Source organism: Ruegeria sp. H9 (genome assembly GCF_056532915.1).
Genome location: NZ_JBQFNX010000001.1, coordinates 1189692 through 1208380 on the forward strand (window position 1 = coordinate 1189692; position 18689 = coordinate 1208380).

General features: G+C 57.0%; 17 protein-coding genes and 1 tRNA gene. 10 read left to right on the plus strand and 8 right to left on the minus strand.

Going from position 1 to position 18689, the window contains the following annotated elements; all coding sequences use genetic code 11:
• The first annotated feature begins 6 nt into the window (after window positions 1-6).
• Together ACR0CZ_RS05690 and ACR0CZ_RS05695 are read left to right on the plus strand one after the other, a co-directional pair.
• Window positions 7-276, plus strand: coding sequence for an HPr family phosphocarrier protein (locus ACR0CZ_RS05690; RefSeq protein ID WP_170392593.1), 270 nt, complete (start codon window positions 7-9; stop codon window positions 274-276).
• Window positions 277-310: 34 nt separating this feature from the next.
• Window positions 311-1210 (plus strand): lysophospholipid acyltransferase family protein, encoded by a 900-nt coding sequence (locus ACR0CZ_RS05695; protein ID WP_170392592.1) that lies wholly within the window; start codon window positions 311-313, stop codon window positions 1208-1210.
• Between the two features lie 79 nt (window positions 1211-1289).
• On the opposite strand, the gene ACR0CZ_RS05700 is transcribed toward ACR0CZ_RS05695, so the two are convergent.
• A complete protein-coding gene (locus tag ACR0CZ_RS05700) occupies window positions 1290-2165 on the minus strand; it encodes a 3-hydroxybutyryl-CoA dehydrogenase (protein WP_170392931.1) in 876 nt (291 codons plus the stop codon).
• Between the two features lie 163 nt (window positions 2166-2328).
• Between ACR0CZ_RS05700 and ACR0CZ_RS05705 the strand changes: the two genes are divergently transcribed.
• Window positions 2329-3147, plus strand: coding sequence for a DUF6473 family protein (locus ACR0CZ_RS05705; RefSeq protein ID WP_480503596.1), 819 nt, complete (start codon window positions 2329-2331; stop codon window positions 3145-3147).
• Window positions 3148-3210: 63 nt separating this feature from the next.
• On the opposite strand, the gene ACR0CZ_RS05710 is transcribed toward ACR0CZ_RS05705, so the two are convergent.
• The 6 genes from ACR0CZ_RS05710 to ACR0CZ_RS05735 all read right to left on the minus strand — a co-directional run bounded on the left by ACR0CZ_RS05710 (window position 3211) and on the right by ACR0CZ_RS05735 (window position 7478).
• Window positions 3211-4140 carry an electron transfer flavoprotein subunit alpha/FixB family protein gene (locus tag ACR0CZ_RS05710; protein WP_170392590.1) on the minus strand — a complete coding sequence of 310 codons (930 nt, stop codon included), beginning with the start codon at window positions 4138-4140 and terminating at the stop codon, window positions 3211-3213.
• Complete coding sequence (locus ACR0CZ_RS05715; RefSeq protein WP_170392589.1) at window positions 4140-4898, minus strand: electron transfer flavoprotein subunit beta/FixA family protein; 759 nt, start codon at window positions 4896-4898, stop codon at window positions 4140-4142. Before ACR0CZ_RS05715 ends, ACR0CZ_RS05710 begins: the two co-directional genes overlap by 1 nt.
• A 185-nt stretch (window positions 4899-5083) precedes the next feature.
• Complete coding sequence (locus ACR0CZ_RS05720) at window positions 5084-5656, minus strand: cob(I)yrinic acid a,c-diamide adenosyltransferase (RefSeq protein ID WP_170392588.1); 573 nt, start codon at window positions 5654-5656, stop codon at window positions 5084-5086.
• A 3-nt stretch (window positions 5657-5659) separates the two neighbouring features.
• A complete protein-coding gene (locus ACR0CZ_RS05725) occupies window positions 5660-5860 on the minus strand; it encodes a twin transmembrane helix small protein (RefSeq protein ID WP_170392587.1) in 201 nt (66 codons plus the stop codon).
• A 79-nt stretch (window positions 5861-5939) separates the two neighbouring features.
• Complete coding sequence (locus ACR0CZ_RS05730; protein ID WP_170392586.1) at window positions 5940-6767, minus strand: SDR family NAD(P)-dependent oxidoreductase; 828 nt, start codon at window positions 6765-6767, stop codon at window positions 5940-5942.
• Window positions 6768-6836: 69 nt separating this feature from the next.
• Window positions 6837-7478 carry an SH3 domain-containing protein gene (locus tag ACR0CZ_RS05735; protein ID WP_480503593.1) on the minus strand — a complete coding sequence of 214 codons (642 nt, stop codon included), beginning with the start codon at window positions 7476-7478 and terminating at the stop codon, window positions 6837-6839.
• Window positions 7479-7678: 200 nt separating this feature from the next.
• On the opposite strand from ACR0CZ_RS05735, the gene parC reads away from it, so the two are divergent.
• The 4 genes from parC to ACR0CZ_RS05755 all read left to right on the plus strand — a co-directional run bounded on the left by parC (window position 7679) and on the right by ACR0CZ_RS05755 (window position 12499).
• Window positions 7679-10027: a DNA topoisomerase IV subunit A gene (gene parC, locus ACR0CZ_RS05740; RefSeq protein WP_170392585.1), complete on the plus strand. Its 2349-nt coding sequence runs from the start codon at window positions 7679-7681 to the stop codon at window positions 10025-10027.
• Between the two features lie 97 nt (window positions 10028-10124).
• A complete protein-coding gene (locus tag ACR0CZ_RS05745; protein ID WP_480537026.1) occupies window positions 10125-10715 on the plus strand; it encodes a hypothetical protein in 591 nt (196 codons plus the stop codon).
• 116 nt (window positions 10716-10831) lie between these two features.
• Window positions 10832-12007: an elongation factor Tu gene (gene tuf / locus ACR0CZ_RS05750; RefSeq protein ID WP_010441214.1), complete on the plus strand. Its 1176-nt coding sequence runs from the start codon at window positions 10832-10834 to the stop codon at window positions 12005-12007.
• A 270-nt stretch (window positions 12008-12277) separates the two neighbouring features.
• Entirely contained in the window at window positions 12278-12499 is a 222-nt protein-coding gene (locus tag ACR0CZ_RS05755; protein WP_170392583.1) for a hypothetical protein, read from the plus strand.
• A gap of 34 nt (window positions 12500-12533) precedes the next feature.
• Here the strand turns inward: ACR0CZ_RS05755 and ACR0CZ_RS05760 are convergent, their stop codons facing one another.
• A complete protein-coding gene (locus ACR0CZ_RS05760; protein ID WP_170392582.1) occupies window positions 12534-13238 on the minus strand; it encodes a DUF374 domain-containing protein in 705 nt (234 codons plus the stop codon).
• A gap of 142 nt (window positions 13239-13380) precedes the next feature.
• Here ACR0CZ_RS05760 and ACR0CZ_RS05765 point away from each other — a divergent pair.
• The 3 genes from ACR0CZ_RS05765 (at window position 13381) to ACR0CZ_RS05775 (ending at window position 18676) form a co-directional block, all read left to right on the plus strand.
• Window positions 13381-13456 (plus strand) — tRNA-Trp (locus ACR0CZ_RS05765).
• Window positions 13457-13684: 228 nt separating this feature from the next.
• The gene (locus ACR0CZ_RS05770; RefSeq protein WP_170465134.1) at window positions 13685-16990 is read left to right on the plus strand and encodes an adenylate/guanylate cyclase domain-containing protein; all 3306 of its coding nucleotides are present in this window, start codon (window positions 13685-13687) and stop codon (window positions 16988-16990) included.
• 120 nt (window positions 16991-17110) lie between these two features.
• Entirely contained in the window at window positions 17111-18676 is a 1566-nt protein-coding gene (locus ACR0CZ_RS05775) for an FAD-binding oxidoreductase (protein ID WP_170392580.1), read from the plus strand.
• Window positions 18677-18689 lie beyond the last annotated feature (13 nt).

Here is an 18689-nt window from a genome sequence, read left to right on the forward strand (position 1 = left end):
ACTCATATGACGACCAAGAGTTTGAAAATTATCAATGAAAAGGGCCTTCACGCCCGCGCTTCTGCCAAGCTGGTCGAGGTGGTCGAAGGCTTTGATGCGCGCGCCGAGGTGTCACGAGACGGGCTTTCTGCCTCGGGCGATAGTATCATGGGCCTTTTGATGTTGGCAGCGTCGCGCGGAAGCACTATTGACGTCGAGACGTCCGGCCCGGATGCTGAGGCGTTGGCAGAGGCTTTGGAAACATTGGTGAACGATAAGTTCGGCGAAGGGTTCTGACAGCCACGACACCAAGGACGGAAAGACAAGGCAATTGGCGGAAACCACGCACGATACCAAGACAGGTCCTGTAGTGGATCACGACACCGATCAGGGTGAAATCTACGACCGCAGAACCCTGACCTACGCCAACTCGTTTGACGATGCCTGGACGTCTACGGCCATCCGCGCCATCGAATGGTGCACAGGCAAGCTGACCATCCTGCGCATGGTCAACAAGTTCGAGAAGCAGAACGAACGCTATCGAGGTCAGAAGTTCTGGGGCGGTGCGCTCAAGACTATGGGTATCGAGCTGACAACCCCAGCCGAACAGATCGCCCGCATCCCAAAAGAAGGCCCTGTAGTGGTCGTCGCGAACCATCCGCACGGTATGGTTGATGGCATGATCTTCGCTGAACTTATCGGCCGGGTCCGCAGTGACTATCGCATCCTGACCCGCTCAGTCCTGACTGGGTTGGATGAAGCTGCGACCTCATTCATGATCCCGGTGCCGTTCCCGCATGATCCTGAAGCGCAGGCCAAGATGCTTGAGATGCGCAGCAAGACGATGAAACATCTGGCAGATGGGGGCGTTGTCGCGTTATTCCCGTCAGGTGTTGTGATGTCTTCGGATGATTGGTTCGGACCAGCCATCGAGCGGGAGTGGAATGTCTTCACCGCGAAGATGATCCGTAGGTCGGGTGCCAAGGTCGTGCCGATCTTCTTCCCTGGCAGCAACTCGCGCTGGTATCAAATTGCCAACCGGATATCGCCCATCCTGCGCCAGGGCCTACTGCTGCACGAAATCGTCCGATCCTGCAACAGGCCCCAGTCGCCGGTGATCGGTGACCCGATTTCGGATAAAGACATGGACCTGCTGGAACGCGACCCCCGCGGTTTCATGGCATGGCTCCGTGATCACACCATGGCGCTGGGCAAGACGCTCAAATCCTGATCCGCCCCTTCATCTGGCCAAAAATAGCTCGGGAGTGAATTGAGCCATAGGCTCAAGAGAGGGCTGGCCCTCTCAGATTCTACCGTGTGGGTACCGGAACCTCGCCTCGATAATCATAAAACCCGCGTTCGGTTTTGCGTCCCAGCCATCCGGCTTCGACATATTTCGTCAACAGCGGGCAGGGACGATACTTGGTGTCTGCCAGTCCGTCATGTAACACGTTCATGATCGCCAGACAGGTATCCAAGCCGATGAAGTCCGCCAGTTCCAATGGGCCCATAGGGTGGTTTGCGCCCAGTTTCATCGATTGGTCAATGGACTGCACATTCCCGACACCTTCATACAATGTGTAAACCGCCTCATTGATCATGGGCATCAGAATGCGATTCACGATAAAGGCCGGAAAATCTTCGGCGCTGGCTGAGGTTTTGCCAAGCCGGTCCACTACGGCTTTACAGGAGTTAAAGGTTGCTTCATCGGTGGCGATGCCCCGGATCAACTCGACGAGCTGCATCACAGGGACCGGGTTCATGAAGTGGAATCCCATGAAACGTTCGGGCCGGTCGGTGCGGCTGGCCAGCCGGGTAATTGAGATCGACGAAGTGTTCGATGTCAGGATCGTATGTGGCTGTAGGTGCGGCAACAGGTCTTCAAAGATTGCCTGTTTCACCGTTTCCCGCTCGGTCGCGGCTTCGATTACAAGATCGGTCTGCCCCAAATCCGGCAGATTCAGCGTCGTCGTGATCCGACCCAACGCGGATTTCACTGCATCATCCGAGATTTTGCCGCGCGACGCTTGACGCGCCAGGTTGGTTTCAATGGTTGCCATCGCGCTGTTTAGCGCGTCCTGGCTGACATCGTTCAGTAGAACATCATACTCTGCCAACGCCATAACATGAGCAATCCCGTTGCCCATCTGTCCAGCGCCGATCACTCCGACTGATTTTACGTCCATTTGTTCGATGCCCTTGTTCGCAGAATACGGCGACATTATCGGCAGTTCCCTATGGGCGGCAAGGGGACGGGGACAGTCAATTTCGCTTCAAATGCGCGCATTAGGACTTTCTCAAGACTTGCGGCGGCAAAATGGCGGTCGGGTGAATATTTGGGTGAGTGTGATGAGCTATCAATCGATCAATGCGGTCCATTCCGCGGAAACGACGTGCGAATATGAAAATTCGAAACTGCGTTTCAGGGGCCCCCAAAGGGCGTTGAACAACCCCTATGTGGCATGTTTGGGGGGCGAAGAGACCTTTGGCCGTTTCGTAGAAACCCCCTTTCCCAATGAGTTGGAACGTCGTCTGGATCGCCGCTGCGTCAATCTGGGCAGCCTGTTCTGCGGTGCCGAGGCGTTGACGCAGGACAAAGGGCTACTGGAGATCGCAAACCGGTCTGATATATGTGTCCTGCAGTTACCCGGCATGCTGGGGCTATCGAACCGATTCTACCGGGTGCACCCACGACGCAATGACCGTTTCGTTGCGCCAAATGCCGATCTGGTTGCGCTGTATCCCGAAGTAGATTTTACGGATGTCCATTTTGTACAGCACTTGCTGACCCGCCTGTCGGCACGCTCGGATGCCCGTATTGAACTTGTGGAACAAGAGTTGCGCAATGTCTGGATCGAAAAGCTCGGCAAGTTTCTTGCAGAAGTAGGCCCGCCCGTCCTGCTTTTGCATCTGCAAGTGGAGAGAAGCGATTTGGATTCGACACCGGGTGACGGCTTTGCAATCAACCCCGAGATGATTGAGCCTTTGAGACCCCTTTGTACGGATATTTTGTCCTTGCAGGTTCAGGTATCCGGCGTATCGAATGAGCTTGAAGACATGTTGTTTGGCACCCTGCAACAACCGATTGCCGAGCATATGATTGGCCCAGCCACACATCGCAATATCGCTGGCTCACTTGCCCAAGTGATCAACGACCTGGGCGTATAAACAACAAAGGCCCGCCGGTGGCGGGCCTTCTAAGATTTTTCGTCGAAAAATCTTTGTCTGAAATCAGCCGAGTTTTTCGGTGAGTTCCGGTACGGCCTGGAACAGGTCTGCGACCAGACCGAAGTCTGCGACCTGGAAGATCGGCGCTTCTTCGTCCTTGTTGATCGCAACGATGACCTTGGAGTCCTTCATGCCCGCCAGGTGCTGGATCGCACCCGAGATGCCGACTGCAACGTAAAGGTCAGGGGCAACAACCTTACCGGTCTGACCCACCTGCCAGTCGTTCGGGGCGTAGCCCGAGTCAACTGCGGCGCGTGAGGCACCAACGGCGGCTCCCAGCTTATCGGCCAGGCCTTCGATCAGTTTGAAGTCGTCTTCCGAGCCAACACCACGGCCACCCGAAACAACAACACCAGCCGAAGTCAGTTCAGGACGGTCGCTTTCAGCAACCTTGTCCTCGACCCACGACGACAGGCCGGGGTTTTCGCCGACCGAGATGGTCTCGACCGCCGCCGAACCACCTTCGCCCGCCGCATCGAAGCTGGCGGTCCGGATGGTCACGACTTTCTTGGCGTCGTTCGATTTCACGGTCTGGATCGCGTTACCGGCATAGATCGGACGCTCGAAAGTGGTGGCATCGACCACGCCGGACGCGTCCGAGATCACCATCACGTCCAGCAGGGCTGCAACGCGCGGCATCACGTTCTTGGCGTCGGTGGTGGCAGGGGCAACGATATGCTCGTACCCATCGGCCAGCCCCACGATCAGGGCTGCGGTCGATTCCGCCAGGCGATGACCCAGCGAGGCGTCTTCAGCGACCAGAACCTTGGATACGCCATCGATCTTGGCAGCGGCCTCACCAGCAGCAGCGGCAGAACCACCTGCGGCCAGAACGGTGATTTCACCCAGCGATTTGACAGCGGCAACGGTCTTGGCTGTGGCGTCAACCGACAGCTCACCATTGTTAACCTCTGCGAGAAGAAGAACAGCCATTACACAGCCCCCGCTTCTTTGAGTTTCTCGACCAGCTCATCAACCGAGCCCACGATGATACCAGCAGCACGTGCCGGCGGCTCTTCGGTCTTGACGACTTCCAGACGCGGAGTGACGTCGACGCCATAATCGGCGGCGGTTTTTTCATCCAGCGGCTTTTTCTTCGCCTTCATGATGTTCGGCAGCGATGCATAACGCGGCTCGTTCAGGCGCAGGTCTACGGTCACGATGGTTGGCATCTTGACGGAGATGGTCTGCAGACCGCCATCCACCTCGCGGGTGATCTTGGCGGTGTCGCCTTCGATGTCCAGCTCGGACGCGAAAGTGCCTTGGCTCCAACCCAGCAGGGCCGACAGCATCTGACCGGTGGCGTTCATGTCGTTGTCGATCGCCTGTTTGCCCGCCAGAACGATGCCCGGCTGCTCTTCTTCAACCACTTTGGCGAGGATCTTGGCAACGGCAAGCGGTTCGATGTCCTGATGCACGTCATCCGCCGCGACAACCAGAATGGCGCGGTCGGCGCCCATGGCCAGTGCGGTCCGCAGGGTTTCCTGCGACTGTTTCACACCGATCGAAACGGCAACAACCTCATCGGCCTTGCCCGCCTCTTTCAGGCGGATCGCCTCTTCCACGGCAATTTCGTCGAACGGGTTCATCGACATTTTTACATTGGCGAGATCAACGCCGCTGCCATCCGCTTTCACACGAACTTTCACGTTGTAGTCAATCACGCGCTTGACAGGCACGAGTACCTTCATTTTTGCGTATGCTCCTTACAAAAACGGCAAGCCGCGCAGCGACTCCACCAATGCTCTCGCTGGCTTAGATAGCGGGTCGTGATGTTCTGCGACAGAGCAAAATCGTCACGTCATGGTTTCGAGACGTCGCGTTTTGTCATTTTTTGGACCAGAAACGAAATTTAGTTTCCCGACGGCAGGCGCGATCACCGGTTTGCACCGGGAATCCAGAGCACATCATCGTGCCCGCCGTTGTTGGCACAGCGCGCGGCGACAAAGAACCAATCGCTCAGACGATTGAGGTATTTGACCGCCACCTCGTTGACCGGCTCCATATTGGTTAGCTCAACCGCCAACCGCTCGGCCCTGCGCGAAACTGTTCTGCACACATGCAGATGCGCGGCCAAACGTGAGCCACCGGGCAGGATGAAACTGCGCAAGGGCTGGAGCGCTTCGTTCATCGCGTCGATCTCGGCTTCAAGCCGGTCGATCTGAGCGGAAACGATACGCAGGGGTGGGTAGTTGGCCTCGGCATCCTTATCCATGTCGGGGCGGCAGAAATCGGCACCCAGATCAAACAGGTCATTCTGGATACGGGACAAGGCGGCTTCGACTTCTCCGTCTGCTTCGGTCCGTGCCACGCCGACAAAGGAATTAAGCTCATCCACAGTGCCATAGGCCGCGACACGCCCGGAATATTTGGCAACGCGCTCACCATTGCCCAGAGCGGTTTTCCCATCATCACCGGTGCGCGTGTAAATCTTGTTGAGAACGACCATGCCTTACCCTCCCTGCCCACGCAGATAGACGTAAAGTACGATCAGCAGCACCGCAATGAACTGAAACAGGATACGCAGGCGCATCAACTTGTTGCTTTTCAGCGCGGCCTCTTTGCCGGGTTTTCCAAAATTGGCAATGCCCATCACCAGCACGACGACGACCGCCGCCATGGCCAGAAGCAGTATGACCATCGTCAGGTCCATAGCTCACCGTCCGTGTTTGTTCAGTTGTTGAGCCGTCATCTAGCGTTGATAGCGGCAAAAGCGAACAGGTAATTTCGCCTCATATGTCCGAGAGGATGCGATCAATGGCCCGGGTGGGCAGAATACGGCGCAGATATCCGGCGATATAGGTGGGCGTCGTCACATAGTATCGCGGACGTGGGCGCTTGGATTCAACCGCATGCGCCAATTTGGCGGTAACAGCCGAGGCAGGCAGTTCGAACTTGTCAGGTCCGGAGGATTCGTAGAGGCGTTTCAGCAGCGTATCCTCGTATCTCTGTCGCAGGGCTGAGCTTTTCCAGTCAATAAAGCGTTCGAAGACAGGGATCGCGTTCACACGGATCTTCGAGGTGACCGGGCCTGGTTCGATCAGGATGACCTTGATGTCGGTGTCTCGTAGCTCTAGGCGCAAGGTATCGGTCAGGCCTTCGATGGCGTATTTGGTGGCGACGTATGCCCCGCGCCAGGGGAATGCGACCAGTCCCAACACTGATGAGTTCTGCACGATGCGCCCATGGCCCTGAGCCCGCATCACGGGAATCACTTGCCGGGTTAGTTCGTGCCAGCCAAATACGTTGGTCTCGAAAATTAGGCGAAGCCCTTCGATTGGGACATCTTCAACCGCGCCGGGAAGGCCGTGAGCGCCATTGTTGAACAACGCATCCAGCGTGCCACCGGTCGCGTCCAAAACCTGCTGCAGGCCTGAGGTAATGCTATCGGAATCGGTATAGTCGATCAGCGGGCTGTCGAAACCCTGTGCCCGTAGCCGATCACAGTCACGCTGTTGACGGCATGAGGCAAAAACGCGCCAACCGCGCGCGCGCATCCCGTGCGCCGCGTCCAGACCGATCCCGGATGAGCAGCCTGTGATCAGAATCGATTTCTGCATATTGCCCCCGCCTGTGTATTTCGCCCATAGCTATGGCGAGCTTTAGGTCAGGACAATGACACAGTTGCGTCAGTTTGTTGGTTTCCGAACCAGTGAGGCAGAAATCCAACCCACCCGCTGATCAGGGTATAACCGCAACCGCAGCCAGCCGGTGCCGGAATCGCTGAGAACCTCAACGCGCTGGCCAAGTTTGGCTTTGGCGATGATGGGGTAAATCGTTCCGGGCCCATCGCGCATATTGACGCGCGTGCCCGAGATTTCGCGGATATCTTTCTCGGGCTCGATGACTTGATTCACAGGTGTGATGTCATCCTGCACCTCGGCCTCGACCTGCAACAGTCCGGTGGCTCCGTCTTCAAGCGAAGCCAGAGTAAAGCTGACGCCGTTCTCGTCAAATGCAGAGAACTGAGACAGCGGATCGTTGGTGACTTGTGACAGGACGACTGCGGCATCCTCCTCTACTTGTGGCTCGGGCTGAGCGCGCGCCTGTACAATGCGCGCGGCCACGTTGGTCACAAGGTCTTCAGCCCGAGGTGCGTGGTCGTCTTCAGCCCGAGGTGCGTGTTCGGATGCAGGCTCGTGTTCTGGCACAGAGGCAACGCGAACCGGTTGCTCGGTGCGGGTGCCGCGCGGTTCGAAATCCGGGCCCCCGCTCATCACATAGAAGCTCCAGCCGAGCATGGCGAAAGTGATAACAATAACACGCTTCATGGCGCACCCCCTGGCAATCGTAACATCAATAAAAGGCAGCAGTCTTAATGTTCGAAAGCCTACCATAGATTCAGCTTCGAGTCGAAAAGCGGGGGAAATCCGATACTTGCCTCCCCCTGTTGCAAAAAGCCCGACTTGTCCCCAGCAAAATATGCGCCGATTGCTTTACCCGCGCGCGCTTGCGTCGTATCACATCATGTATGAACGATACGATCGACGACCCCAATATGGAGACCCCTGACAATGGGGGCGAGGTAGCCGAGCCGCTGCGCCGCGCAATTGGCGAGCGCTACCTGACCTACGCGCTTTCCACCATCATGCACCGCGCTTTGCCAGATGCGCGCGATGGATTGAAGCCGGTTCACCGGCGAATCCTCTACGCGATGCGCGAGTTGCGACTCAGTGCGACGGGCGGTTTCCGTAAGTCAGCGAAAATCTCTGGCGACGTGATGGGTAACTATCACCCTCATGGCGACGCGGCGATTTACGACGCAATGGCGCGCTTGGCACAGGACTTCAACGTCCGATATCCACTGGTCGACGGGCAGGGGAATTTTGGCAATATCGACGGCGATAATCCGGCGGCCTCTCGATACACCGAGGCGCGGATGACCATCGTTGCCGAAGCCCTGTTGGAAGGGTTGAACGAAGACGCTGTCGATTTCCGCGACAACTATGACGGCACACTGACCGAACCGGTCGTGTTGCCCGCACAGTTCCCGAATCTACTGGCCAATGGCGCAAGCGGCATCGCGGTGGGCATGGCGACTAATATCCCGCCGCATAATATTTCTGAGTTGTGCGACGCTTGTCTGCATCTGATCAAGACGCCGGATGCGCGTGACGATACGCTATTGAATTATGTTCCCGGCCCGGATTTTCCGACCGGCGGCGTCATTGTCGAGCCGCCCGAAAATATCGCACAGGCCTACCGCACCGGGCGTGGATCCTTCCGGCTGCGCTGTAAATACGAGGTTGAAGATCTGGGGCGTGGCCAGTGGCAGATCATCGTCACCGAGATTCCCTATCAGGTTCAGAAATCCAAGCTGATCGAAAAGATCGCGGAACTGATCCAGACCAAGAAAATCCCGATCCTTGCCGATGTCCGCGACGAATCCGCTGATGACATCCGCCTGATCCTTGAACCACGTTCCAAGAATGTGGACCCCGAGGTGCTTATGGGCATGCTCTATCGCAACTCGGACCTTGAGGTGCGCTTCAGCCTCAACATGAACGTGCTGATCGACGGGGTGACGCCCAAGGTCTGTTCGATGAAGGAAGTGCTGCGCGCGTTCCTTGACCACCGGCAAGAGGTGCTGATCAGGCGGTCGCGTCACCGCATGGCCAAGATCGACCACCGCCTTGAGGTATTGGAGGGCTTTATCGTCGCCTTCCTGAACCTCGACCGGGTGATCGATATCATCCGCTACGACGACGACCCCAAGGCCGCGCTGATGCGCGAGGACTGGGGCAAAGATCACGTCCGCGCCACGGATGAGTCCGACTATATCTCGCCCAAACCGGGTGAGGGTGAGTTGTCCGAAGTTCAGGTCGACGCCATCCTCAACATGCGCCTGCGTAGCTTACGCCGCCTGGAAGAAATGGAACTGGTCCGCGAACGCGACGAGCTGATGCTGGAACGCGCCAATCTCGAAGACCTGCTGGCCGACCCCGCCCTGCAATGGGCCAAGATCGCCGAGCAACTCAAAGAGACCAAGAAGACCTTCGGCAAAGACTATGAAGGCGGCGCGCGCCGGACACAATTTGCCGAGGCAGGTCAGGTCGAGGAAGTGCCGCTTGAGGCGATGATCGACAAGGAACCGATCACGGTCGTCTGCTCTCAGATGGGTTGGATCAGGGCAATGACCGGCCATATCGATCTGAAGCGCGAGTTGAAGTTCAAAGATGGTGACGGCCCACGTTTCATTTTCCACGCGGAAACTACGGACCGCCTGCTGGTCTTTGCGTCAAATGGCCGATTCTATACAGTCAGCGCCGCTAACCTGCCCGGCGGGCGAGGCATGGGCGAACCGCTACGTCTGATGGTCGACCTGCCGAACGAGGCGCAGATTATCGACATCCTGATCCACAAACCGGGGCGCAAGCTGCTTGTGGCCTCGGATGCGGGCAACGGCTTTATGGTGCCGGAAGATGACGTTCTGGCGCAGACCCGGAATGGCAAACAGGTGCTGAACGTCAAAGGAGACGAGACGGCGATGATCTGTAAGCCGGTTGAGGGCGATCATGTTGCTGTTGTCTCGCAGAACGGGAAATTCCTAGTGTTCCCGACAGAGGAACTGCCCGAGATGACCCGTGGTAAGGGTGTCCGCTTGCAGAAGTACAACATGGCGCGTGGGCGGCAGGGCACACTGGAATTGGATGGTGGGTTATCCGATATCACCACCTTCAACTGGGAAGAGGGCCTGAAATGGTCCATGGGCGGCGACAAAACCCGGCACGAGGCAGATATGTCCCAATGGTTGGCCAAGCGTGCGGGTGTTGGGAAAAAAGCACCTTATGGCTTTCCGAGGGATTACAAGTTCTCGTGATATGCTGTCCGCTTGGTGAAAATCTGCCGATACGGCTTGGCACAACCCGTATCGGTGCGCTACATCCAAAGAAAACAGGCCTATCGAGACGAGAGACATGTTGCGCATTCTGACACTGATCACCGGGTTGGCCCTGATGGGCGCATGCACCCAAACGCAGGTTTATGAAGACCCCGAGTCGCTGGGTGAATTCAAGCTACGCGTGAATTATGCCTTTGCGGAAAAGGCCGTTCAGGGACCGGTTTCGCGGGATGCTACGCCGGATGAATGGACCAAAGCGATCCAGAATGCAGTGGACATCAGGCTTGGCCGGTATGAAGGTTCACAGGAATACGACATTGGCATCAGTCTCGAGGGCTACATGTTGGCACCTCCGGGAATTCCTGTGATTTACAACCCCAAAAGCACCGCCATCGTTCTGGTAAACGTCTATGACGTCGAAAGGAAAGAGTTCCTTGCTAAAGGCAAGCAGTTTCAGGTGCTCGAAGATACCACCGGTGAAAGCGCCCTTACTGGATCAGGAAATGCGCGCACCCGAGAAGAACAGATGAACGGTCTGGCCTTGAAGGTTGCCGACCGGGTTGAGGAGTGGCTGGCCGAAGAGCACAAGGATGATGGCTGGTTTGACAAGCGCCCCAGCTTGATCCAGCCGCTTGAAACCGAAGCTGTCACACAAAATCCGGCGTGATGGATGCATTTCCCTCAGGATGTGCTTGATTTTCCCCCCTGAACCAAATATCTCGCGCGCGCAGATGTAACCACGGGACCAAGGGTCCCCCAAATTGCAAAAAGGGCGCCTGAGGAATGGCAAAGGAAAAGTTTGAGCGTAATAAGCCGCACGTCAACATCGGCACGATTGGCCACGTTGACCACGGCAAGACCACGCTGACCGCAGCAATCACCAAGTATTTCGGTGACTTCAAAGCGTATGACCAGATTGACGGCGCGCCTGAAGAAAAAGCACGTGGCATCACCATCTCGACCGCCCACGTGGAGTACGAGACCGACAACCGCCACTACGCGCATGTCGACTGCCCCGGCCACGCCGACTACGTCAAGAACATGATCACCGGTGCCGCTCAGATGGACGGCGCGATCCTGGTTGTGAACGCAGCTGACGGCCCGATGCCGCAGACCCGCGAGCACATCCTGCTGGGCCGCCAGGTTGGCATCCCGAAGATGGTCGTGTTCATGAACAAAGTTGACCAGGTTGACGACGAAGAGCTGCTGGAACTGGTTGAGATGGAAGTTCGCGAACTGCTGTCCAGCTATGAATACCCCGGCGACGATATTCCGATCATCGCAGGTTCGGCTCTGGCGGCGATGGAAGGCAACAACCCGGAAATCGGCGAAGAGAAGATCAAGGAACTGATGGCGGCTGTTGATGACTACATCGACACCCCTGAGCGTGAAGTCGACAAGCCGTTCCTGATGCCGGTCGAAGACGTGTTCTCGATCTCGGGCCGTGGTACCGTTGTGACCGGCCGTGTCGAGCGTGGCGTGATCAATGTTGGCGACGAGATCGAAATCGTCGGCATCCGTGACACTCAGAAAACCACCTGTACCGGTGTTGAAATGTTCCGCAAGCTGCTGGATCGCGGTGAAGCGGGCGACAACATCGGCGCACTGCTGCGCGGTATCGACCGTGACGGTGTTGAGCGTGGCCAGGTTCTGTGTAAGCCGGGTTCGGTTACACCGCACACCAAGTTCGAAGCCGAAGCCTACATCCTGACCAAGGAAGAAGGCGGTCGTCACACCCCGTTCTTTGCGAACTACCGTCCGCAGTTCTACTTCCGTACAACTGACGTGACCGGCACCGTGACTCTGGCGGCTGGCACCGAGATGGTTATGCCCGGCGACAACGTCGGCTTCACCGTCGAGCTGATCGCTCCGATCGCGATGGAAGACGGCCTGCGCTTTGCCATCCGCGAAGGCGGCCGCACCGTCGGCGCCGGCGTCGTCTCGAAAATCATCGAGTAATCACGGTAGTCGGGCTTTGGCCCGACAAATCGGTGAACTAAAGAAGGCCGCTCCACATAGGGCGGCCTTTTCTCATCCATTCTTCTCGGCGCATTGAGATTATTCGTCGAATAACCTCGGGCAAGCCGAGTTCATTGAACAAAACAGCTGTCGATCTCGCATTCTTAATCTACCGTCCACTCCAAACGAAGACTGAACTCCCAGCTCTCTATTGCAACAGCAAGGGTGACGCGCAAATCAAGCGCGTCCCGGCGATCAGGGGAGACTAAGATGTTTGGTTTTGAATTTTTGAACTATGGAACGCAAATCCTTCACAGCAAGGATTTGGACGATATGAGAGCCGCTGTTCTCGGTGACGACGAACAGGAAGTTGAGTGCAAAATCAGCGACTTTTGCCGAGAGCGCAAGCGATTTGATATCAAGCTTGCTGAAATGTCGGACAGCATGGCGAGAGGAACGACCTCGGTCAAAACCAGCGCAGACGCGGCCTAACGGCGCAATAGTCGTTTCACGCCGGGTTCTGGGTTCAAATGCTCTTTGCCCATGGCTCACGCCCGACCATCCGGTCGGCCTCGGCGGTGATGTCGTTCATATGCTGCTCAAGGCTCAGTCGAAGGGCCTCAATCTGCTCTTCGCTGGCCTTGCGTGGAACTGGATCGGTCCATTCGCGGCATAGAAATACGCCGTCGTTGCGCCAGGGGCGAGGCATCAGCAGACGATCCCAAGTTCCGGCTTCGCGCCCGTGCCGCGCGGAATAGGTGATGCCGAAAACTCGTTTACCTGATGTGCGAGCCCAGACCAGCGGTACGGTCGAGGATACCCGCTCGGGTCCGCGAGGGCCGTCGGCGGCAATGCCAATCGAGATACCCTGTTTCATCTTTCCCAGCACTTCGCGCGACAAGGCGACGTGGCGCTTGCGGCTGGACATTGCAATTGTATCCATCCCGAACAGCTTCTGCACCCGCCCCACCATGCTGCCCGCGCGCGCTGCCGAAGTGATCGAGCAAATGCGGCCCTTGTCCAGTGGGAAGAAATATGGCGATTGTGCCAGTCTCTGGTGCCACAGCACCACGATGACCGGTTCGCCCTGTTCGGCCAGTTGATCCAGTTCTTCGTAACCGATGCGCTGCCAGCGTGTGTTGCGATGCACCAACCGGATATAGCTTGCGATCCGTCGCGCGACCCAGTTCAGCACGGCTTCGCTGTCTGCGATTTTCTTGCGGATGCTCAAGGCTGCGGTCCTCCTGCTGGCCGAGCCTTGTCTTAAAGAACTGCGCGCCGGGCGCAACTTTTTTGTCAGCGGTAAAGTGTTCGGAAAACTCAAAAAGCCTCTTGAGTCCGCTGCGCCTCTGTCATATCTGATGGCCCAGCCTAGGGGTATAGCTCAGTTGGTAGAGCGACGGTCTCCAAAACCGTAGGTCGCGGGTTCGAACCCTGCTGCCCCTGCCATTTCCCACCGGACAAGCGAAATTCCTGCAACAGAGGCGTGGGCTTGGTGCATACGTGTGGCGCAATTCACTTGACGTGTGCGGCAATAAAGAAAAAGCTTGATCAAGGCTGAAGGAAAAGCCATCAGGACTGTCCAGCTAATGTGCTAAAGTCGTTCGGCTTTTGTGTCACAATATGCAAGCCTGACCGGGTAGGGGAACCCGGAGACGATCGGGGACAACGGGGATAATGACAGAGATCGACGCATTCCTTGAAGAACACGGGCTGTCGAAATATGCGCCGGTATTCGCGTCGAACGAAGTTACATTGGCCGATCTCGCACATCTCTCCGAACATGATTTGATCGACCTTGGGCTGCCACTTGGACCAAGGCGCCGATTGATGGCCGCATTGGGGCAGGCGCGGGATGCCAATCCGACCCCGGTGCAAGGCAGCGGGAAGATTGTCGCCGAGCGGAGGCAACTGACAGTTATGTTTGTTGATCTGGTTGGCTCGACTGCCATGTCCGAGCGGCTTGATCCCGAAGACTTGGGGGAGCTGCTTCGGCGGTTCAAGGAAATTTGCTCGACCTCGGTTGCTCGCTTTGGTGGACATATCGCCGATTTCATGGGTGACGGGGCGATGATCTATTTCGGGTATCCTCACGCGGTGGAAGATGCGGCCTCGCGCGCCGTTCATGCGGGTCTGGATATTCTTGAAGGATTGAATCGCATGGAAGGCCAGGAGCGTCTGACTGCGCGGATCGGTGTTTCGACCGGTCTTGTCGTTGTGGGCGAGATCCATGGCGAAGGGTTGAAGGAACATGACGTGGTCATGGGGCGTACACCCAATCTGGCAGCACGTTTGCAGAGTTTGGCCGAGCCCAATACACTGATCATCAGCCCGTCCACTCGCAGATTGGTGGGCAATGCATTTGAACTGCAGGATCGCGGCTCTTTCGCACTGAAAGGGTTTTCGGAACCGATACAAGCCTGGAGCGTCACAGGGCAGGCGCGGATCGAGCGCAGATTTGACATAATGCCTGATGCCGGTTCTGGTCGGCTCATTGGGCGCCAGGCAGAGTTCCGCAAGCTGACCGACAAATGGAATGAGGCAAGTCAGGGCGCTGGACAATCGGTTCTTGTCACTGGCGAGGCAGGGATCGGCAAATCACGCCTGATTGAGGGGCTTAGCCAAGAAGTGCTGGATCAAGGCGCGCTTCGCCTGAACTTCCAGTGTTCGCCCTTTCATGCCAACTCGGCACTTTATCCGATCATTCAGCATCTGGAACGCGCCGCAGGATTTGCGCCGACAGACAACGATGAGGATAAACTGGGAAAACTCTCGTACCTCTTGCGCCATCACCCGCCTGAGCATGTGCGCCTGATCGCTGATTTGTTGAGCGTTGATGCTGATGCTACGCTGGGGCCTCTCGACCTGCCGCCGCAAGTGAAGCTTGAGAAGACGTTGGAGGCAGTGACAGAACAGCTTGCAACGTTAGCGCGAGAACGACCGGTGTTGCTGTTGTTCGAAGATGCGCATTGGGTTGATCCGACCACCTTGTCTCTTACAGATCGGGTGATCGAACATATTCGGGACTTACCGGTGCTGATCGTCGTAACAGCACGTACCGGTTTCGATCCGGGTTGGGGTCACCACAACAATACCCTGAGTATACCTCTCAAGCGTTTGACCAATCGGGATGTGGCTGAGATCGTAGCTGAGGTGGCGGGGGGGCACCCTGTACCACCCGAGGTTTGCGACCTTATTGCGGCCAAGACGGATGGCATTCCGCTTTATGTCCAGGAAGTGACCCGCGGTCTTTTGGAATCGGGGCAATTGCGCTTGAGCGACAAGGGGTATGTCGTGCGCGGCCCCCTGCCATCGCTTTCAGTTCCCAGCACGTTGCAGGATTCGCTGATGGAGCGTCTAGACCGTTTGGGCAAGGCCAAAGAAGTGGCGCAAACCGGCGCCGTGTTCGGGCGGCAGTTCTCGATCGCGTTGCTGGCCTCTGTTTCGTTTCTGTCTCCGACGGTTCTGCAGGCCGGACTGGAACAGCTCTCATCGGCCGGGATCATTCTTCAAGCCCCGGATGCGGCAGAGGATGAGTTCATCTTCCGCCACGCATTGATTCGCGACATGGCTTATGACAGCCTGCTGCGCACGGAACGGCAGTCGCTGCATGACCGCGCGGCGGGTGCGTTGCTAGAGAACCAGCCGCAACTGGCCCAGACTCAGCCCGAGGTTCTGGCACAGCACTACACGTTGGCCCAACGCGCGGATGAGGCCGTGATGCACTGGCAAAGCGCGGGGCGTCGAGCGATCGAACGCTCGGCCCAGGCCGAGGCGTTGACCCATCTGTCGAAAGCTCTGGATCAGCTTGCCGATCTGCCAAAGAGCCGTGCACGGGATTTGCAAGAGATCGACATCCAGATCCTGCGTGCCGGTGTCCTGCGCTCAACAAGCGGTATTTCGGGGGATGCGACGGGTGAGGCCTATGGGCGTCTGCGCGAACTATGTCACCGAGCTGACGAGACCGAGCGGCTGTTTCCTGTGCTCAACGGGCTATATGCATTCCATCTTGTGCGTGCCGAATATCGATTGGCGAAAGGCGTGGCTGCGCAGATCCTCGATCTGGCGGCGACAAGCGGCAAGACCGAACACCGCATGGTCGGTCATCGCGCCATGGGGGCGGTGCAATTGCATCTGGGCAACCTGTCAGATGCAAAGCGCCATCTTGAGCAAGCTTGGGCGCTTTATGATTTTGATCAGCACAGCCAGCTAGCCTATGTCTATGGAACGGATCATGCCGCGATTACATCAGCATTTCTGGGCACATGTTATTGCCTGATGGGTCGGCATCAAGATGCCCTGCAGGTGCAGAATACAGCGCTGGAATGGTCCAAGAACCTCAAGCACGCTCATAGTGTGGCGCAGATCTTGGTTTACATGTGCAAGGTTCACCTGCTGGCGCGCGACATCCCTGCATTGCAAAGGGATGTTAAGGCGCTGTCCGAAGTCGCCGAGGAGCATTCGCTACCCTTTATGGCGACCATTGCGCGGCTATGGGAAAGCTGGGCAAAGGCGACCACGACCTCTGAAGTCGAACATATCGAGGACCTGCGTCAGGCGTCGGAAGACTGGTGGTCGGTTGGGGCCGGAAATTACAAGACTTTCTTCCCTTCGCTGATTGCCGAGATTCAGACAAACGCCGGCCATCACGACGCTGCGCATCAGACTCTGACGCACGCCAGAAATGTTCTGAGTAAAACCGAAGAGAAATGGGCCGAGGCCGATCAGCTTCGTATCGAGGCCGCCCTTGTAGCCAAGACAGGGGGCGATCCCGTACCGCTGCTGTTGCGCGCTATCGAAACAGCGCAAAGGCAAGGCGCGCGGCTTTACGAGCTTCGTGCGGCGGTCGCGTTGGCGGAGTGGCGGCAACACCGAGGCGAACCGGTTGGTGAGGCGTTGATTTCGGTCATGTCGCATTTCCATCAAGATGCCCAACTGCCGGACCTCAAAGACGCACGAGCGTTGATGGAAACGATTACTTGACCCGAAGGCCAACTTGCTGCCAGCTTGGGCGCGGGCAGAGTTGGGATGATACCTGAATTTCGACTTTTAAGCGCTGGGTCACCAGTCCGGCGCCCCGCTCTTGTGGTATGAGGAGACCTAATGCGTAAGATCAGCAAAACCCTTCTGGCCAAGGATGTCTTGGCGCAAAGCCGTACCGATCTGGCGCTGCAGCAGTACCATTCGATCACGCCCGATGAGTTACGTGAATTTGAGAAGAAACTGATTGGAACGGTAACTCTGCCGACCGACGCGGATTACAACAATGACCGGCAGGTTTGGAATCCGGCTTTCCAGGACTACCCAGAGATCATCGTCTATTGCGAGACCATTCAGGATGTACGCGCCAGCCTTGCTTTCGCGCGTGAGCATGACCTTTGGGTTGTTGCGCGGTCAGGGCGTCACAGCACGGCGGGGTATTCGGTCAATAACCAGATGGTGCTGGATACCAGCCGAATGCGTTACGTGACCGTCGATCCAAAGGTGCCGATGGCCTATGTCGGTCCGGGCACACCGTTCAAGATGCTGAATTCGGAGTTGAACTCCTATCACCTGCATGTGCCGGGCGGGGCCTGTCAGGATGTCTGCGTGGCGGGTTTCATGATGGGCGGCGGCTATGGCTTTACCTCGCGCAGGCTTGGGATGGCTTGCGACAGCGTTCTGGGTGTCTCCGTGATGCTGTGGGACGGCAGTATCGTGATCGCGGACAAAGACACGAACTCCGACCTCTTCTGGGCCATACGAGGCGGGACCGGCAATAACTTTGGCGTGTTGCTGGAAATCCGCTACCAGCTGCACCAGCTGTATAAAGTCTGGGGTTGCCACATCACATGGCCGTTGGACAAAGCCGCCAAGGCACTGGAGTACCTGCAGGCCAACTACATGCGCACCTGCGAAGATGACCGTTTCGGGGCCTATATCTTTCTGGCCTATCAGGGAGATCGAAAGGTGCTGCTGGTGTCGGCGCTCTATGATGGCACGTCCGAAGAGGGGAACGCGTTTGTTCAGCCCCTGCTGAGCGATGAAATCGGCGGCGAGATGGGTGAGGACGACCAGAACTATGGCACCTATCAAGAAATCAACTCATGGCTGTATGACGACAAATATGACATCCCCGTCGTCCCCGATCAGGCGCGTGAAGATAAGCAGGCCGGATATATTGAACGCCAGCTCAACGAAGCCGAATGGCAACGCGTCGTAGACTACCTCGACAGCACGCCCAACGCTTATGGCGCTGTGGCCATCGAACCCTATGGGGGGGCGATCAATCGGATGCCGTTGGGCAAACAAGGCAATGCCTTCATTCACCGTGATGTGTCGCTGAACTTCTACGTCGATGTGTTCTGGGTGTCGGAAGAAGAAAAAGAGATCGTGGTGCCGTGGCTCGACGGATTCATGAATCTGATGACCGAAGAAGGCTATTTCATTGATCGCGTCTATCAGAACTATCCACGGCGGACCCAGAAGAACTATCGCTGGCAATACTGGGGCGAGTATTTCAACTCTTTGCTGTTCGTGAAGCAGAAATTCGACCCGCATAATTTCTTCCATTATCAGCAGAGCATTTCACCGGTGCCGGATGACGCTCCGCCAGACATCATCCGAGATACGTCCAAGTCGATCTTCGACGACCCAACGATCACATACGAGAGCTATTCGAACCCCTGAAAGCAGGGGCTGC

Coding starts and splice junctions, on each gene's coding strand:
- ACR0CZ_RS05735 (WP_480503593.1), bottom strand. CDS start 7,478: ATGAAGCGTGTTATTGTTATCACTTTCGCCATGCTCGGCTGGAGCTTC.
- ACR0CZ_RS05715 (WP_170392589.1), bottom strand. CDS start 4,898: ATGAAGGTACTCGTGCCTGTCAAGCGCGTGATTGACTACAACGTGAAA.
- ACR0CZ_RS05730 (WP_170392586.1), bottom strand. CDS start 6,767: ATGCAGAAATCGATTCTGATCACAGGCTGCTCATCCGGGATCGGTCTG.
- parC (WP_170392585.1), top strand. CDS start 7,679: ATGAACGATACGATCGACGACCCCAATATGGAGACCCCTGACAATGGG.
- ACR0CZ_RS05690 (WP_170392593.1), top strand. CDS start 7: ATGACGACCAAGAGTTTGAAAATTATCAATGAAAAGGGCCTTCACGCC.
- ACR0CZ_RS05710 (WP_170392590.1), bottom strand. CDS start 4,140: ATGGCTGTTCTTCTTCTCGCAGAGGTTAACAATGGTGAGCTGTCGGTT.
- ACR0CZ_RS05705 (WP_480503596.1), top strand. CDS start 2,329: ATGAGCTATCAATCGATCAATGCGGTCCATTCCGCGGAAACGACGTGC.
- ACR0CZ_RS05745 (WP_480537026.1), top strand. CDS start 10,125: ATGTTGCGCATTCTGACACTGATCACCGGGTTGGCCCTGATGGGCGCA.
- tuf (WP_010441214.1), top strand. CDS start 10,832: ATGGCAAAGGAAAAGTTTGAGCGTAATAAGCCGCACGTCAACATCGGC.
- ACR0CZ_RS05755 (WP_170392583.1), top strand. CDS start 12,278: ATGTTTGGTTTTGAATTTTTGAACTATGGAACGCAAATCCTTCACAGC.
- ACR0CZ_RS05725 (WP_170392587.1), bottom strand. CDS start 5,860: ATGGACCTGACGATGGTCATACTGCTTCTGGCCATGGCGGCGGTCGTC.
- ACR0CZ_RS05770 (WP_170465134.1), top strand. CDS start 13,685: ATGACAGAGATCGACGCATTCCTTGAAGAACACGGGCTGTCGAAATAT.
- ACR0CZ_RS05720 (WP_170392588.1), bottom strand. CDS start 5,656: ATGGTCGTTCTCAACAAGATTTACACGCGCACCGGTGATGATGGGAAA.
- ACR0CZ_RS05700 (WP_170392931.1), bottom strand. CDS start 2,165: ATGGACGTAAAATCAGTCGGAGTGATCGGCGCTGGACAGATGGGCAAC.
- ACR0CZ_RS05775 (WP_170392580.1), top strand. CDS start 17,111: ATGCGTAAGATCAGCAAAACCCTTCTGGCCAAGGATGTCTTGGCGCAA.